General features: G+C 61.0%; 16 protein-coding genes. 11 read left to right on the forward strand and 5 right to left on the reverse strand.

What is annotated here, in order from left to right:
- Positions 1-5 precede the first annotated feature (5 nt).
- The 5 genes from UR289_RS01555 to UR289_RS01575 all read left to right on the forward strand — a co-directional run bounded on the left by UR289_RS01555 (position 6) and on the right by UR289_RS01575 (position 4576).
- On the forward strand, positions 6-860 hold the full coding sequence (locus tag UR289_RS01555; RefSeq protein ID WP_033144898.1) for an isochorismatase: 855 nt from the start codon (positions 6-8) through the stop codon (positions 858-860).
- On the forward strand, positions 857-1612 hold the full coding sequence (entA, locus tag UR289_RS01560) for a 2,3-dihydro-2,3-dihydroxybenzoate dehydrogenase EntA (protein WP_320709071.1): 756 nt from the start codon (positions 857-859) through the stop codon (positions 1610-1612). Before UR289_RS01555 ends, entA begins: the two co-directional genes overlap by 4 nt.
- A gap of 1 nt (position 1613) precedes the next feature.
- Entirely contained in the window at positions 1614-2027 is a 414-nt protein-coding gene (gene entH, locus UR289_RS01565; protein ID WP_320709072.1) for a proofreading thioesterase EntH, read from the forward strand.
- Between the two features lie 149 nt (positions 2028-2176).
- A complete protein-coding gene (cstA, locus tag UR289_RS01570) occupies positions 2177-4282 on the forward strand; it encodes a pyruvate/proton symporter CstA (RefSeq protein ID WP_320709073.1) in 2106 nt (701 codons plus the stop codon).
- Between the two features lie 96 nt (positions 4283-4378).
- Positions 4379-4576 (forward strand): YbdD/YjiX family protein, encoded by a 198-nt coding sequence (locus tag UR289_RS01575; RefSeq protein ID WP_006809671.1) that lies wholly within the window; start codon positions 4379-4381, stop codon positions 4574-4576.
- Here UR289_RS01575 and UR289_RS01580 read toward each other — a convergent pair.
- The 4 genes from UR289_RS01580 to UR289_RS01595 form a co-directional block, all read right to left on the reverse strand.
- Positions 4573-4977, reverse strand: coding sequence for a helix-turn-helix domain-containing protein (locus UR289_RS01580; protein WP_047061324.1), 405 nt, complete (start codon positions 4975-4977; stop codon positions 4573-4575). The two genes, UR289_RS01575 and UR289_RS01580, sit on opposite strands and share 4 nt — an antisense overlap.
- The gene (locus tag UR289_RS01585; protein WP_023303272.1) at positions 4958-5254 is read right to left on the reverse strand and encodes a type II toxin-antitoxin system RelE family toxin; all 297 of its coding nucleotides are present in this window, start codon (positions 5252-5254) and stop codon (positions 4958-4960) included. Before UR289_RS01585 ends, UR289_RS01580 begins: the two co-directional genes overlap by 20 nt.
- 183 nt (positions 5255-5437) lie before the next feature.
- Complete coding sequence (locus UR289_RS01590; RefSeq protein ID WP_032661029.1) at positions 5438-6181, reverse strand: SDR family NAD(P)-dependent oxidoreductase; 744 nt, start codon at positions 6179-6181, stop codon at positions 5438-5440.
- 57 nt (positions 6182-6238) lie between these two features.
- Positions 6239-7327 carry an oxidoreductase gene (locus UR289_RS01595; RefSeq protein WP_320709074.1) on the reverse strand — a complete coding sequence of 363 codons (1089 nt, stop codon included), beginning with the start codon at positions 7325-7327 and terminating at the stop codon, positions 6239-6241.
- A gap of 159 nt (positions 7328-7486) precedes the next feature.
- Between UR289_RS01595 and UR289_RS01600 the strand changes: the two genes are divergently transcribed.
- From UR289_RS01600 to UR289_RS01615, 4 genes are all read left to right on the forward strand, one after another.
- Entirely contained in the window at positions 7487-8989 is a 1503-nt protein-coding gene (locus tag UR289_RS01600; protein ID WP_320709075.1) for a sugar ABC transporter ATP-binding protein, read from the forward strand.
- On the forward strand, positions 8986-9981 hold the full coding sequence (locus tag UR289_RS01605; protein WP_033144905.1) for an ABC transporter permease: 996 nt from the start codon (positions 8986-8988) through the stop codon (positions 9979-9981). The genes UR289_RS01600 and UR289_RS01605 overlap by 4 nt, the downstream gene beginning before the upstream one ends.
- A 20-nt stretch (positions 9982-10001) precedes the next feature.
- On the forward strand, positions 10002-11066 hold the full coding sequence (locus UR289_RS01610; protein WP_023310718.1) for a sugar ABC transporter substrate-binding protein: 1065 nt from the start codon (positions 10002-10004) through the stop codon (positions 11064-11066).
- 89 nt (positions 11067-11155) lie between these two features.
- Complete coding sequence (locus UR289_RS01615) at positions 11156-12397, forward strand: LVIVD repeat-containing protein (RefSeq protein WP_320709076.1); 1242 nt, start codon at positions 11156-11158, stop codon at positions 12395-12397.
- Positions 12398-12459: 62 nt separating this feature from the next.
- Here UR289_RS01615 and mtnK read toward each other — a convergent pair whose 3' ends face one another.
- Complete coding sequence (gene mtnK / locus UR289_RS01620; protein WP_033144908.1) at positions 12460-13659, reverse strand: S-methyl-5-thioribose kinase; 1200 nt, start codon at positions 13657-13659, stop codon at positions 12460-12462.
- Positions 13660-13763: 104 nt separating this feature from the next.
- Between mtnK and mtnA the strand changes: the two genes are divergently transcribed.
- Together mtnA and UR289_RS01630 are read left to right on the forward strand one after the other, a co-directional pair.
- Positions 13764-14780, forward strand: a complete 1017-nt coding sequence (gene mtnA, locus UR289_RS01625; RefSeq protein ID WP_320709077.1) for an S-methyl-5-thioribose-1-phosphate isomerase — start codon at positions 13764-13766, stop codon at positions 14778-14780.
- 42 nt (positions 14781-14822) lie between these two features.
- Positions 14823-15293 (forward strand): SRPBCC family protein, encoded by a 471-nt coding sequence (locus UR289_RS01630; RefSeq protein ID WP_033144910.1) that lies wholly within the window; start codon positions 14823-14825, stop codon positions 15291-15293.
- Positions 15294-15371: the final 78 nt, after the last annotated feature.

The following is a 15371-nucleotide window of genomic DNA, read 5'->3' on the forward strand; positions in this document are numbered from 1 at the left end:
AGAGTATGGCCATTCCAAAATTAACCGCTTACGCGCTGCCGACCGCCGCAGAGCTGCCGACCAGTAAAGTGAACTGGGCGTTTGAGCCTGAACGCGCCGCGCTGTTGATCCACGATATGCAGGAGTATTTCCTGAACTTCTGGGGCGAAAACAGCGCGATGATGCAGCAGGTGGTGGCGAATATCGCCAGACTGCGCGCTTACTGCAAAGCGCACAATATTCCCGTGTACTACACCGCTCAGCCGAAAGAGCAGAGCGACGAAGACCGCGCCCTGCTGAACGACATGTGGGGGCCGGGCCTGACCCGCTCGCCGGAGCAGCAGCGCATTGTCCGCGAACTGACCCCGGACGAAGCGGACACGGTGCTGGTGAAGTGGCGCTACAGCGCGTTTCACCGCTCGCCGCTGGAGCAGATGCTGAAAGAAACCGGCCGCAACCAGCTGCTGATTACCGGCGTTTACGCCCATATCGGCTGTATGACCACCGCCACCGATGCCTTTATGCGCGACATCAAACCGTTCTTTATCGCCGACGCGCTGGCGGATTTCACCCGCGACGAGCACCTGATGTCGCTCAACTACGTGGCCGGACGCTCGGGCCGCGTGGTGATGACCGACGAGCTGCTGCCTTCCGTTCCGGCGACCAAAGCCGCGCTGCGTGAGCTGATCCTGCCGCTGCTGGACGAGTCCGACGAGCCGATGGATGACGAAAACCTGATCGACTACGGCCTGGACTCGGTGCGCATGATGGCGCTGGCCGCCCGCTGGCGCAAAGTGCACGGCGATATCGACTTCGTGATGCTGGCAAAAAATCCCACCATCGACGCCTGGTGGGCGCTGCTTTCCCGCGAGGTGAAGTGATGGGTCTGGATTTCACCGGTAAAACCGTCTGGGTGACGGGCGCGGGTAAGGGGATTGGCTACGCGACGGCGCTGGCGTTTGTGGAGGCGGGCGCACGGGTGACCGGGTTCGATCTGGCGTTTCCGCTGGGGGATTATCCGTTCGCCACTGAAACCCTGGACGTGGCGGATGCCGCGCAGGTGCATGAAGTGTGCGAGCGGGCGCTGGCGTCGCTTGAACGGCTGGACGTGCTGGTCAACGCGGCGGGCATTCTGCGCATGGGGGCGACGGACCAGCTTTCGCAGGAGGACTGGCAGCAGACCTTCGCGGTCAACGTCGGCGGCGCGTTCAACCTGTTCCAGCAGACGATGGGCCAGTTCCGCCGTCAGCAGGGCGGGGCGATAGTCACCGTGGCGTCCGACGCGGCGCACGCGCCGCGCATCGGCATGAGCGCCTACGGCGCGTCGAAGGCGGCGCTGAAAAGCCTGGCCCTGACCGTCGGGCTGGAGCTGGCGGGCAGCGGCGTGCGCTGTAACCTGGTGTCGCCGGGCTCAACGGATACCGATATGCAGCGCACCCTGTGGAAAAGCAACGACGCGGAGCAGCAGCGTATTCGCGGCTTTGGCGAGCAGTTCAAGCTCGGCATTCCGCTGGGCAAAATCGCTCGTCCGCAGGAGATTGCCAGCACGGTGCTGTTCCTTGCTTCCGATGCCGCCAGCCATATCACCCTGCAGGATATCGTGGTGGACGGCGGCTCCACGCTGGGGGCGTAAGATGATCTGGAAACGTCATTTACCGCTCGAGGAGCTGAACGCGACCAGCCTGAACACCCTGGTGGCGCATCTCGGTATCGTCTATACCCGCCTCGGCGACGACACGCTGGAAGCGGAGATGCCGGTGGATGCGCGTACCCATCAGCCGTTTGGCCTGCTGCACGGCGGCGCGTCGGCGGCGCTGGCGGAAACGCTGGGGTCGATGGCCGGCTTTCTGATGACCCGCGACGGGCAGAGCGTGGTGGGGACGGAGCTTAACGCCACGCACCATCGTGCGGTCTCTCACGGCAAAGTGCGCGGGGTATGCCAGCCGTTGCATCTGGGGCGTTCGAGCCAGAGCTGGGAGATTGTGGTATTCGACGAGCAGGGGCGGCTGTGCTGCACCTGTCGGTTGAGTACGATGGTGTTGGGCTAAGCCAGGCAGATCAAAGTGATCGGCTTAACACTGTGGTGTAAATCTCTGGTTTGACCACGCATTATTGCGTTTCAAAGTTGTTAAATTTTTCCGGTTGTTCTAGAAACAAAATGTAACATCTCACTGTTTCACAACAACGGACAACAACTATGAACAACTCAGGGAAATACCTTATATGGGCAGGGCTCTCCGTTGTGGGAGCCTTTGCCCTGGGCTATATCGCCCTCAACCGGGGGGAACAGATCAATGCGCTCTGGATCGTCGTCGCCTCCGTCTGCATTTATCTGATCGCGTACCGTTTTTATGGCCGCTATATTGCGAAGAACGTTCTGGGCGTTGATGCGACGCGCATGACGCCTGCCGTCCGCCATAACGACGGGCTGGACTACGTGCCGACCGACAAAAAAGTGCTGTTCGGTCACCATTTTGCGGCGATTGCCGGAGCGGGCCCGCTGGTAGGGCCGGTGCTGGCGGCGCAGATGGGCTACCTGCCGGGGATGATCTGGATCCTCGCGGGCGTGGTGCTGGCGGGCGCGGTGCAGGACTTTATGGTGCTGTTCGTCTCGACCCGCCGCGACGGGCGTTCGCTGGGTGAGCTGGTGAAAGAGGAGATGGGGGCAACCGCCGGGGTGATTGCGCTGGTGGCGACCTTTATGATCATGGTGATCATCCTCGCGGTGCTGGCGATGATCGTGGTGAAAGCGCTGACCCACAGCCCGTGGGGGACCTATACCGTTGCCTTCACCATTCCGCTGGCGCTGTTTATGGGGATTTATATTCGCTACCTGCGCCCGGGCCGCATTGGTGAGGTGTCGGTAATTGGCCTGGTATTCCTGGTGTTCGCCATTATCTCCGGCGGCTGGGTGGCGGAAAGCCCGACCTGGGCGCCGTTCTTCGACTTTACCGGCGTCCAGCTGACCTGGATGCTGGTGAGCTACGGCTTTGTGGCGGCGGTGCTGCCGGTATGGCTGCTGCTGGCTCCGCGTGACTATCTCTCTACGTTCCTGAAAATCGGCACCATCGTCGGGCTGGCGATCGGCATTCTGATTATGCGTCCGACCCTGACCATGCCTGCGTTAACCAAATTCATCGACGGTACCGGCCCGGTCTGGACCGGTAACCTGTTCCCGTTCCTGTTTATCACCATCGCCTGCGGCGCGGTGTCGGGCTTCCACGCGCTGATCGCATCCGGAACCACGCCGAAGATGCTGGCGAATGAAAATCAGGCCTGCCTGATCGGCTACGGCGGCATGCTGATGGAATCCTTTGTCGCCATCATGGCGCTGGTCTCTGCCTGCATCATCGACCCGGGCGTGTATTTCGCGATGAACAGCCCGATGGCGGTACTGGCACCGGCTGGCACCGTTGACGTGGTGGCGTCCGCCGCGCAGGTGGTGAGCGGCTGGGGCTTTGCGATTACCCCTGATACGTTGACGAGCATCGCCAGTGAGGTGGGCGAGCAGTCGATTATCTCCCGTGCGGGCGGGGCGCCGACGCTGGCGGTCGGCATGGCGTATATTCTTCACGGCGCGCTGGGCGGGCTGATGGACGTGTCGTTCTGGTATCACTTCGCCATCCTGTTCGAGGCGCTGTTTATCCTGACGGCGGTGGATGCGGGAACCCGTGCGGCGCGCTTTATGCTGCAGGACCTGCTGGGGGTGATCTCCCCGAACCTGAAGCGTACCGATTCGCTCCCGGCTAACCTGCTGGCGACGGCGCTGTGCGTGCTGGCGTGGGGCTACTTCCTGCACCAGGGCGTGGTCGATCCGCTCGGCGGGATTAACACCCTGTGGCCGCTGTTTGGTATCGCCAACCAGATGCTGGCAGGCATGGCGCTGATGCTCTGCGCGGTGGTGTTGTTCAAGATGAAGCGCCAGCGTTACGCGTGGGTGGCACTGGTGCCAACCGCGTGGCTGCTGATCTGTACCCTGACGGCGGGCTGGCAGAAAGCCTTCAGCCCGGACAACAAGGTGGGCTTCCTGGCGATCGCCAACAAGTTCCAGGCGATGATCGACAGCGGCAAGATCCCGGCGCAGTACACCGAGTCGCAGCTGTCCCAGCTGGTGTTTAACAACCGTCTGGATGCCGGGCTGACTATCTTCTTTATGGTGGTGGTCGTGGTGCTGGCGTTGTATTCTCTCAAGACCGCGCTGGCGGCGTTGAAAAACGATCAGCCAACGGCGAAAGAGACGCCGTACGAGCCGATGCCTGAAAACCTGGAAGAGATTGTGACCCAGGCGAAAGGGGCGCACTAACCTTTGTGCCGGGTGGCGGCTTCGCCTTACCCGGCCTACATTTCTTCTCCGCCCTCTCCCTCCGGGAGAGGGCAGGAAACAAACGAGAAACTGATTATGTTCGACACCCTTTCCAAAGCAGGTAAATACCTGGGCCAGGCCGCCAAAATGATGATTGGCGTGCCGGATTACGACAACTACGTCGAGCATATGCGCGTCAACCATCCGGACCAGACGCCCATGACCTACGAAGAATTTTTCCGCGACCGCCAGGATGCCCGCTACGGCGGCAAGGGCGGGGCGAAGTGCTGTTAACCCTCTTTCGGTAGATAGAGGCTGATCTGCTCCTGCTTGCAGCCGTAGATAGCAGCCAGCTTTTCGCGGGTGCGCTTTTGCGGACGGGAGTCGAGGGCCTCAAGCTGTGATACGGCGGACTGGGTGATGCCGAGTTTCTCAGCCACCTCCTGCTGGGACATGCCACGCAGGATACGCCACGCGGCCTGCAGGCTGACGTTCTCGTTATGCATGACGTCGCACACTTCACCAGGTAATCCTACGTCATCATAACAATCGTGTTCGACTTCAATATCCTCTAGATCATCATCGGTTTCGTCGTCGATTTCTGCCATCTGTAAGCACATACGAAAGTATTCATCATAGGGAATTACGGCGTACTGCGCTTTTCCGTCATTGTCCTTAATTAGCTGAACAGCCATAGGGGGCTTTCTCCTCGTGAAGGTATGTCGTTGAAGTTCTGCGCTTGACGGCCAAAACATAACAATGGTTATCGGGATCGTCCCGAAGTGTAATCAGAATGCGGTAATCGCCAACGCGTAGCCGGAAATGATTTTCTGTTGCCGATATTTTTTTGATATCGGGCCGGGGAGCTGAGCGATCGTCCAGCTCAGCAAGTTTTGCTTTGATTCTTCGCTGATATCGGCCATCGATTTTGGAAAACTCTTTCTTTGCATTCTTTGACCAGACAATCTTCATCCGTACCTCCACTGTACGCCCACACAAAGTATAAGGAAATAATAAGGCTATTAGATAAATTCCGAATTTCTAATGGGGTACTGTAGAGCGAGGAAATAACCGGAGAAAGCGGCAAAACGCAAACCGTCGAGGGCGCTCGGAAACGCCTCTGCCGGACGACAGAGGCTTGCAGTGAGATTGCGATCAGGCGTTCAAACCGCCGTCCACGTCCAGGCCGGTACCGGAGATCTGCCCGGCCGCCGGACTGGCAAGAAACGTGACCGCCGCCGCGACGTCTTCCGGCTGACCGTAATGACCCAAAGCAATAAGCTGACGCTGAGAGTCAGCCTGTTCCCCGTCTTCCGGGTTCATATCGCTGTTGGTGGGCCCGGGATGTACCAGGTTAACGGTAATGCCGCGAGGCCCTAAATCACGAGCCAGCCCGCGGGTGAGGGAATTCAGCGCCGATTTGGTCATCGAGTAAACGGCAATGCCCGGCTGCGCCACGCGGTTTGCCAGACAGCTGCCGATGTTGATAATGCGCCCGCCGTCTGACATGTGCACCAGCGCTTCCTGAATGGCGATCACCACGCCGCGAATGTTGACGTTGATAAGGGCGTCAATGTCCGCCAGCGTCATGGACTCCAGCGGGCCGCCGCGCGCGATCCCGGCGTTGTTGACCAGAATGTCCAGCCCGCCAAGAGAACGCGCCGCATGGGTGACGGCATCCTGAATCGCCTGCGCGCTGGCGCTGTCGGCCTGCACGGCTTCGCTGTGTCGTCCCAGCGCCTTAATCTCATCGGCGACCGCCTGGGCTTTATCGGCAGATTTTTCATACGTAATAATCACATCCGCACCGGCGCGCGCCAGCGACAGGGCAATCGCACGACCCAACCCGCGGCTGGCACCGGTAACCAGCGCCTTTTTACCTGTTAAATCGATCTGCATGATGACCTCGTTACGAGAGTGGTAAGAATCATCATTAGGTATAGCCTGTCGGCGCGATCAACGGCTGAAGGATTCCACTTTCTCAAACGCGGCGCGCAGAACGTCAGGCGTTAACGTAACAGGTAAATAGTGAATCGACTCCACCGGGCGCAGGGTGTGGGCGATGACCCGATCCAGCTCGTCGCGGTTAGTGATGTCGACGTCCAGCTCGCGAAGCGTGGTCGGCAGGTTAAAACGCTGGTAAGCCGTCACCAGCTGCGCCAGCACGTCGTCCTGGCCGAGCAGGGCGCTCTGCACCAGAATACCGTAGGCCACCTTGGTGCCGTGCAGGTATTTTTCCGTCTGCGGCAGCACGGTTAAGCCGTTGTGTACCGCATGCGCCGCCGCCACGCGCGTATAGCGTTCGCCCAGGCCGCCGACCATCCCGCCGCCGGCGATGATTGCATCGACCACGTCCCGGAACGCCTGCGTCTGTTCGCCGCGCTGCTGGTCGGCCAGCGCCTCTTCGCTGCGCGCCAGCAGCACGTCGCGGATCGCCAGCGCGCCGTTAATGCCCAGCCGCACGGTCAGCGGCAGGTTCTCCGGCTCTGGTGCCAATACCACCGCTTCGTACCACTTCGCCAGCGTATCGCCGATGCCCGCCAGCAGGTACTCCGCCGGGGCGTTGAGGACGATCTGCGGCTCCACCAGCACCAGGAAGTTGGCGTCGTCGAAGATCTCAAAATGCAGCGCCTGTCCGGCATCGTTGTACCAGACGGAAAGCGGGGTCCACGCCGCACAGGTGGCGGCAATGGTGGGGATACCCACGAACGGCACCCCTAAGCTGCGCGCCACGGCCTTGACGGTATCCAGTACCGCGCCGCCGCCGACGCCAATCACCACGCTGGCGTCGCTGCCGGATTCATTCACCAGATGGGTGACGTCGCGCTCGCTGCAGTGGCCTTTAAACAGCAGGCGTTTCGCTCCCGGCGCGTTAAAGCTCTCGGGCAGGAAAGGGCGCGCGCCTTCGATAGCGCGTTCGCCGTAAATCCACACCGCGCGGGAAAGCTGTTCCGGGGTAAAGAAGTTATCCAGCCTCGCAAGGCTTCCGGGATGAGAGAAGTAGTTCGCCGGGCCAGGCACGACGCGGATATCGGTGTTGCTCATGATGGTGTCCTTTTTGCGGAAGCGCTAACCCGATGTTATGTCTGGACATCCGGATGGCTAATAATATTTCGCTTTAACTTATGCCTTTTCCGTCGTTGTCAGTCAACCGGAGCTGTGAAAAATTCGATAAATCAGAAGAGTAATGAAGGATTTACGCGGATGGTTTCCAGTCGCCTTGAGATGCGCGGTATCAGCCTGGCCTTTTCCGGCTTTCAGGCGCTGTCGCGCGTGAATTTCACCTTAACCGGCGGATCCGTACACGCGCTGACCGGTGCCAACGGCGCGGGAAAATCGACCCTGATGGCGGTGCTGTGCGGGACGCACGACCACTATGAGGGCGAGATCAGCATCAACAACCAGCCGGTGAGCATCCGCGAACCGCTCGATGCCAAACGGCTGGGGATCCACCTTGTGCAGCAGGAAGTGGACGTAGCGCTGATCCCGGGGTTAAGCATTGCCGAAAACATCATGCTCGACCAGCTGGCGCTGCCGGGGCATCGCTTCAGCTGGCGCGCGATCCGCCAGCAGGCGAGACAGGCGCTGGCGCAGCTCGACGTGACGCTGGACGTTCGCCGTTCCATCGACGGCTGTTCGCTGGCCGAAAAGCAGCAGATTTTGCTGGCGCGGGCGCTGTCCCATCACTGCCGTTTTTTGATTCTTGATGAACCCACCGCGCCGCTGGACGCGCACGAGAGCGAGCGCCTGTTTGCGGTAGTGAGACGCTTAAAGCAGCAGGGCATCGGCGTGGTGTTTATCTCTCACCGCATTCACGAGCTGAAGGCCATCTGCGACACCCTGACGGTGCTGCGCGACGGCAAGCAGATCGAGTCCGGCCCGATGGCCGATCTTAGCGGCGAAGCGATCGTCGAGAAGATGCTCGGCCACGTGCTGAGCGATATCTATCCGCCCGCGCGTCCGCCTCACGGCGAAGAGACGCTGCTGCGGGTGGAAGGTCTGCATGACGACGCGCTGCTGAAAGATATCTCCCTGCACCTGCGCAAAGGCGAAATTCTCGGGATTGCCGGGCTGGCGGGGGCGGGGAAAACCGAACTCTGCAAGGCGCTTTTTGGCGCCACCAAGAGCCGCGTGGCGCGCGGTGAGCTGAATCATCAATCCTGGCAGCCGCGCGACCCGGCCGACTCCGTGCTGCGCGGTCTGGCGCTGGTGCCGGAGGAGAGGCGGAAAGAGGGTATTTTTATCGACGAGCCGGTGAGCATGAACCTTGCCGTGTGCGCCGATAACAGCTTTTCGCGCTGGAGCCTGTTTGGCCATCGTCAGGCGTGGCGCTGGGCGGAAGAGGTCATCACCCGCGTCGGCGTGCGCGCGCGTGGGCCGGGGCAGGTGCTGCGCCGTCTCTCCGGCGGCAACCAGCAGAAGGTCGCCATCGGTAAATGGCTGCGCAATGACGCCAGCGTGCTGATATTCGACGAGCCGACCAAAGGCGTGGACGTGAAGGCCAAAACCGATCTGTTCCAGCTGATTGACGGCCTGGCGCGCGAGGGCAAAGGGGTGATTTACGCCTCGGGCGAATTTGCCGAACTGGTCGGGCTGTGCGACCGCATCTGCGTGCTATGGGACGGGCGCATCGTGGCGGAAATCGCCGGGGCCGAGGCCCGCGAAGAGACACTACTTTATTATTCAACCGGAGGAACGGCGTCGTGAGCAAGGCCCTTTCAGTGAACGCGGCGGCGTCTGGCCGCCAGCAGATTTTCGATTTTCTCTACAGGTGGGGCATGCTGTTAACCGTCGTCGCGCTGGTGGCCGTCTTTGGCCTGGCGTCGGACAGCTTCCTCGATCCGAACAACATCATCAATATCCTGCGCTCGATTGCCATCGTGACGGTGATTGCCATTGGCGTGTCGATCTCGTTGACCATCGGCGGGTTCGATCTCTCCGTGGGATCCACCGCCTCGCTGGCGAACGCGCTGGTGATTTCGCTTTTCGTCTGGCACGGTTTTGGCACCACCGAGTCGATTTTGATCACCCTCGCGCTCTGCACGCTGGTGGGGCTGTTTAACGCCTTTCTGATCGTCATCCTGCGCATTCCGGACATGCTCGCGACGCTTGCCAGCCTGTTTGTGATCCAGGGCGTGGCGATGACCTACAGCTACGGCGGGTCGATTACCGAGAACATGGTGCTGCCGAGCGGCGACATGGCGGAAGGGATCATTCCGGCGGCGTTCAGCCTGCTGGGGCAGGTGCCGACCATCGTGATCGTCATGCTGGTGGTGACCGTGCTGGCGCAGCTGGGCCTGTCGCTCACTACGCATGGCCGACGCATGTACGCCATCGGCGGCAACCCCGAAGCGGCGCGCCTCTCCGGCATTCGCACCACGCGCTACAAGGTGGCGGCCTACGTGATTGCCTCGCTGCTGGCGGGTCTGGGCGGGATTTTGCTGGCTTCACGCATCGGCTCGTCGCAGGTGAATGCGGGCGGCGGATACCTGATGGATGCGGTGGCGGCGGCGTGGATTGGCTTCTCGCTGGCCGGATCCGGCAAGCCGAACGCGCTGGGAACCCTGGTTGGGGCGGTCATTCTCGGCGTGCTGTCGAACGGGCTGGTGATGCTCTCCGTGCCGTATTACGCCATGGACATTATAAAAGGGCTGGTGCTCGCGGTAGCGCTGGCGATTACCTACATACAAAAACGCTGACAACACAACGGGATAAAAAAATGAAAAAGATTGCACTCTCTTTGGTGGCACTTGGGTTGCTCACGGCTCTGCCAGGCTTCGCGGCCACGCCCGCGCCGCTTCCGGCAGCCATTGCGAACCATGACGGCCCGATCCGCATCGCGGTGATCCGTAACCTCGGCTCAGATGACAACACCACGCAGTTTATTGCTGGCGCAATTCAGGAAGGGAAAAAGCTCGGCTTTAAGGTCAGCACCTTTTTAAGCAACGGGGACGACGCCAAATTCCAGGACTTTGTGAACCAGGCCATCAGCCAGAAGTACGACGGGATTATTCTCTCTCAGGGGCGCGATCCGTACTCCACCGCGCTGGTGAAGAAAGCGGTGGATGCCGGGATCAAAGTCTCCGTCTTTGATACGGCGGTTAACGGCGAGATCCCTGGCGTGACCGTCACCCAGCAGGACGATGCCTCCCTGACGAACCTCTCCTTCGGCCAGCTGGCGAAAGATTTCAACGGCAAGGCCAATATCGTCAAGCTGTGGGTGGCGGGCTTCCCGCCGATGGAGCGTCGTCAGGCGGCCTATAAAGAGCTGCAAAAGCAGTATCCGGACATCAAAGAGCTGGAGTCTATCGGCGCCGTGTCCTCTGACGTGCAGGGCGATACCGCCAACAAGGTGGGTGCGATCCTGGCGAAATACCCGAAAGGCAAAATCGACGCCATCTGGGGAACCTGGGACGCCTTCAGCCAGGGCGCGTATAAGGCGCTGAAAGAGAACGGCCGCACCGAGATTAAGCTCTACAGCATCGACATCTCTAACCAGGATCTGCAGCTGATGCGCGAGCCGGGCAGCGCGTGGAAGGTGAGCGTGGCGGTGGATCCGAAGCTGATTGGCGCGACTAACGTGCGTCTGGTGGCGAACAAGATTGCCGGGGAAGCGACGCCTGCGACCTACGATTTCAAAGCGGCGGCCATTCCTCAGGCGCTGCTGACCGCCCAGCCGGGCCCGGTGAACGTGGCGTCGCTGGGGAAAATCATTCCGGGCTGGGGCCAGACGGAAGATTTTATCGCGCCGTGGTTTGCGACGCTGGAAGCGAAAAATAAATAAAACCAGGCCGGGTGGCGTCAGGTGCGGCCTGATGCCCTCACCCCGGCCCTCTCCCGCAGGGAGAGGGGGAAAACCCAAAGGAGCTAACGGTGACGCAAGTACCCCTTCCAGAATACAGCCGCAATATGCGGCTGATTGGCCATAGCGATCAGGGCGGTCGCCCGGACGGCGTGCAGCTGATGGTCCATCGCGGTTTCGCCTATATCGGCCATATGGTGTCGCAGGGCTTTTCGATTGTCGACGTGCGCGACCCGAAAAACCCGAAAGCGGCGGGCTACGTGCCCGCGCCGCCCGGCACCTGGAACGTGCATCTGCAGGCGTATGACGACCTGCTGCTGGTGATTAACGCCCGGGATCTGTTTGCCGATGCCCGCTTTGCCGACGAGAAGGTCTACTACACACGCCAGGTGGGGGAGACCGTCAGCGATGTGCAGGACAAAGGCTGGAGCGCCGGGCTGCGGGTGTTTGATATCTCCACGCCCGACAGGCCGCGCGAAATCGGCTTTCTGTCGCTGAGCGGCATCGGCATCCACCGCATCTGGTACGTCGGCGGCCGCTGGGCGTATGTGTCAGCGCTGATCGACGGCTTTACCGACTACATTTTCCTGACCATCGATCTGGCCGATCCGCGTAAGCCTGAAGTGGCGGGGCGCTGGTGGCTGCCGGGGATGAACCAGGCCGAAGGGGAGAAGCCGAACTGGCCGGAAGGGAAACGCTACGCGCTGCATCACGCGATTATCGCGGGCGATACCGCCTACGGCAGCTGGCGCGACGGCGGCCTGACGCTGCTGGACGTGAAGGACCGCACCCGGCCGAAGCTGATTAGCCACCGCAACTGGAGTCCGCCGTTTGGCGGCGGGACGCACACCGCGCTGCCGCTGCCGGACCGCGATTTGCTGGTGGTGCTGGACGAAGCGGTGCTGGATAACCAGGAGGACGGCGAAAAGCTGATCTGGCTGTTTGATATCCGCGAGCCGTCGAACCCGGTCAGCATCTCGACCTTCCCGCAGCCGGATGAAACCGACTACGTGGCGAAAGGGGCGCATTTTGGCCCGCATAACCTGCACGAGAACCGGCCGGGGAGCTTTGTCAGCTCGACGCTGATTTTTGCGACCTATCAGAACGCGGGGGTGCGGGCGTATGACATTTCCAATCCGTATCGACCGGTGGAAACCGGTGCGCTGGTGCCCGCCGCGCCGGAGAGAATGATGGACACGCGGCCAAATCGCCCGCAGGTGATCCAGTCGTGCGACGTGTTTGTGGATGCGCAGGGGATAATTTACAGCACGGATTATAACGGCGGGCTGTCGGTGATTGAGTATCTGGGATGAGTGCGGTTTGATGCCCTCACCCCGGCCCTCTCCCACAGGGATAGGGAGAAAACCAAATGTAATCAGCTGTACTGACGCACCCGTGCCACCAGATCTTCGGCGCTGTCGATGCGGTCGGCAATGACTATCAGCGCTTTACCGAGCGTTATCGCGTGGCGCAGGCACTCGTGGCGCATCGCCTCGTCCTGGATGGTGTCGATATCCGCGACGTGGGAAAGCCCGACGCTGCGGCGAATGAGCTCGGTGCCGCAGAAGCCGATGGCGTCATGCCAGACCTTTTTCAGGAACGCGGAGGCATAGCCCGGCGCGCCGAGCGCGGCGTCGCGCGTTTTCTCGTTTGCCAGCGCCTGGAAGCGTTCCGCGAAGGTGTTCCACAGCTCCTGGATATCGGTCAGGCGCTGCTCGCGCGCGGCGGCGGCATCGCGAATGCCCAGGTGCCCCGGCAGGCCGCAGAAGTTCAGCAGCAGGTTGCCGATGGCGGTACCGACGTCAAAGCCAATCGGGCCAAAGTAGCCGAACTCGGCGTCGATGGCCTTCAGGCTGCCGTCGGCCACAAAAATCGAGCCGCTGTGAATATCGCCGTGCAGGAGCGCTTCGGCGTGCGAGAAGAAGCGGTGCTTCAGGGAAGCTACGGCAATTTTAAGCTGAGCGTCGTCGCGCAGGGCCGCTACGTCATTTTCCAGCTCGGCCGGGTAGCTGTTGCGTTCGTGGATCTGGTACGGATCGTTGAAGAACAGATCTTCGGTGATCTCGCACATCTCCGGGTTGATGAATTTCGCTACCTGCGCTTTTTTCGCGTGCGGGTGCAGGTAGAAATCGCTGGTGTGGAACAGCGCGTGGGCGAGGTATTCGCCCAGCTGACGGGCCGCCTGCGGGTAGTAAATGTTTTTAATCAGCTCGCCGCGCCAGATGCGATGGCTGGAGAGGTCTTCCATCACCATCACCGCCAGCTCCGGGTCAAAGTGGTGGATTTTCACGGTGTGCTGCGGGCTGTGCTGGTAGTGCTCGACCAGCGTTTGCGCTTCAAGGCGGGCGCGGTCCAGCGTCAGCGGCCAGGATTCGCCGACGCAGCGCACGTAGGGCAGCGCCTGCTTAACGACGATTCGGCTCACGCCCGCGCCGTCGAAAATTTTGAATACCAGATTGAGGTTGCCGTCGCCTACTTCCTGCGCCTCTACCAGCGATGAAGGATCGTCAAGTCCGCCAAACTGCCTGGCATACTCCACGGCGTCCTGAGCGGTAAAGGTACGGTATTGCGACATGGCCTGCTCCTCACGAGTTTTCTAATTAAGACATGTAGACGTCTATACATCTGGATTTCATCCTGACACAATGTGCTACAACAACGCAACAGGGAATTAACGACATGCAGACATTACAGACGACCAGCCTGCGGGTGGCGGATAATCAGCTCTTTATTCTCGATCAGCAGGCGCTTCCGCAGGAGAAACGCTGGCTGGATGCCTCGACGGTAGAGGCGCTGGTCGGACATATCCACGCCCTGCGCGTGCGCGGCGCGCCGCTGATTGGTCTCTCTGCAAGCCTGCTGCTGGCGCTGCTGGCGGAAAACGGCAAAAGCCGAGACGAGCTGGCGGCGGCGCTGGAAACCCTGCGCGCATCCCGCCCGACGGCGGTGAACCTGATGAACAATCTTGACCGCATGAAGCTCGCCCTGTGGCAGGAGGATTTTGTACCGGCGCTGGTGGCCGAAGCGCTGCGCCTGATTGACGAAGACAAACGTCTTTGCGACGCGATTGCCAAAGCCGGCAGCGCGCTGGTGAAGCCCGGCAGCCGTCTGCTGACCCACTGCAACACCGGCGGGCTGGCAACGGCGGGCGTTGGCACCGCATTGGGCGTGATTGCCCGCGCGCATCAGGAGGGTAACGTCAGCAACGTCTGGGTGGATGAAACCCGTCCGCTGCTGCAGGGCGGCAGATTGACCGCGTGGGAGCTAGGCGAGCTGGGCGTGCCGTATCGGCTGATTACCGACTCCATGGCCGCCAGCCTGATGGCAAAAGGGGAAGTGGACGCCGTGTGGGTGGGCGCAGACCGCATTGCCGCCAACGGCGACGTGGCGAACAAGATCGGTACCTATTCCCTGGCGGTGCTGGCGAAGTTCCACGGCGTTCCGTTCTACGTGGCCGCCCCGCAAACGACCCTCGATCCGGACTGCCCGAACGGGGATGCGATCCCCATTGAGCAGCGCGCCGCCAGCGAGGTGACGGGCGTGGCCGGAAGCTTTGGCGCGGTGCAGTGGGCGCCGGAAAACGCGCAGGTCTATAACCCGGCGTTTGACGTTACCCCTGCCTCGCTGATCAGCGGCTGGGTGCTGGATACGGGCGTAGTCACGCCGGAAGCGGTGGCAAACGGGAAATTCGCCTGAGTCCGGCTATCCTTTAAGGGATTCCCCTGAGAGGACAATATCGTGACGCTCGATCCTGAAACTGACTTAAAACTGGAGCGCGTGGTGGACGCACCGCGCGACCTGCTGTGGCTCTGCTGGACCACGCCGGAACACATCAAAAACTTCTTCATTCCTGCTCCCCATAAGGTGACCGAATGCGACCTCGACCTGCGCGTGGGCGGGAGGTTCAACACCGTGTTTGAGGTGGACGGGCAGCGGATGGATAACCGGGGCGTCTTTCTGGAAATCGATCCCGGTCAAAAGCTGGTCTTTACCGACGGCTATACCGAAGGCTGGAAACCGGCCGAGAAGCCGTTTATGACGGCGATCCTGCTGCTGGAAGATGTGGGCGAGGGCAAGACCCGCTACACGGCGATTGCGCGTCATCCGACGAAGGAAATCCGCGAGCAGCATGAGCAGATGGGCTTCCACGAAGGGTGGGGGATTGTGCTGGATCAGCTGGTGGGGTATGTGAAAGGACTGGAGCGTTGAAGCTCGAGCGGCCTGATGCCCTCACCCCGACCCTCTCCCACAGGGAGAGGGAGCAAACACTAAAAACGGCAGCTCTAG

Source organism: Enterobacter sp. 302C9 (assembly GCF_034106085.1).
Classification (GTDB): Bacteria; Pseudomonadota; Gammaproteobacteria; order Enterobacterales; family Enterobacteriaceae; genus Enterobacter; species Enterobacter asburiae_B.

What these genes read in the sequence shown, in the direction of transcription:
- entH (WP_320709072.1), top strand. Translation starts at nt 1,614, where the DNA reads ATGATCTGGAAACGTCATTTACCGCTCGAGGAGCTGAACGCGACCAGC.
- UR289_RS01585 (WP_023303272.1), bottom strand. Translation starts at nt 5,254, where the DNA reads ATGAAGATTGTCTGGTCAAAGAATGCAAAGAAAGAGTTTTCCAAAATC.
- mtnK (WP_033144908.1), bottom strand. Translation starts at nt 13,659, where the DNA reads ATGTCGCAATACCGTACCTTTACCGCTCAGGACGCCGTGGAGTATGCC.
- cstA (WP_320709073.1), top strand. Translation starts at nt 2,177, where the DNA reads ATGAACAACTCAGGGAAATACCTTATATGGGCAGGGCTCTCCGTTGTG.
- UR289_RS01595 (WP_320709074.1), bottom strand. Translation starts at nt 7,327, where the DNA reads ATGAGCAACACCGATATCCGCGTCGTGCCTGGCCCGGCGAACTACTTC.
- mtnA (WP_320709077.1), top strand. Translation starts at nt 13,764, where the DNA reads ATGCAGACATTACAGACGACCAGCCTGCGGGTGGCGGATAATCAGCTC.
- UR289_RS01590 (WP_032661029.1), bottom strand. Translation starts at nt 6,181, where the DNA reads ATGCAGATCGATTTAACAGGTAAAAAGGCGCTGGTTACCGGTGCCAGC.
- UR289_RS01610 (WP_023310718.1), top strand. Translation starts at nt 10,002, where the DNA reads ATGAAAAAGATTGCACTCTCTTTGGTGGCACTTGGGTTGCTCACGGCT.
- UR289_RS01580 (WP_047061324.1), bottom strand. Translation starts at nt 4,977, where the DNA reads ATGGCTGTTCAGCTAATTAAGGACAATGACGGAAAAGCGCAGTACGCC.
- UR289_RS01600 (WP_320709075.1), top strand. Translation starts at nt 7,487, where the DNA reads ATGGTTTCCAGTCGCCTTGAGATGCGCGGTATCAGCCTGGCCTTTTCC.
- UR289_RS01575 (WP_006809671.1), top strand. Translation starts at nt 4,379, where the DNA reads ATGTTCGACACCCTTTCCAAAGCAGGTAAATACCTGGGCCAGGCCGCC.
- UR289_RS01555 (WP_033144898.1), top strand. Translation starts at nt 6, where the DNA reads ATGGCCATTCCAAAATTAACCGCTTACGCGCTGCCGACCGCCGCAGAG.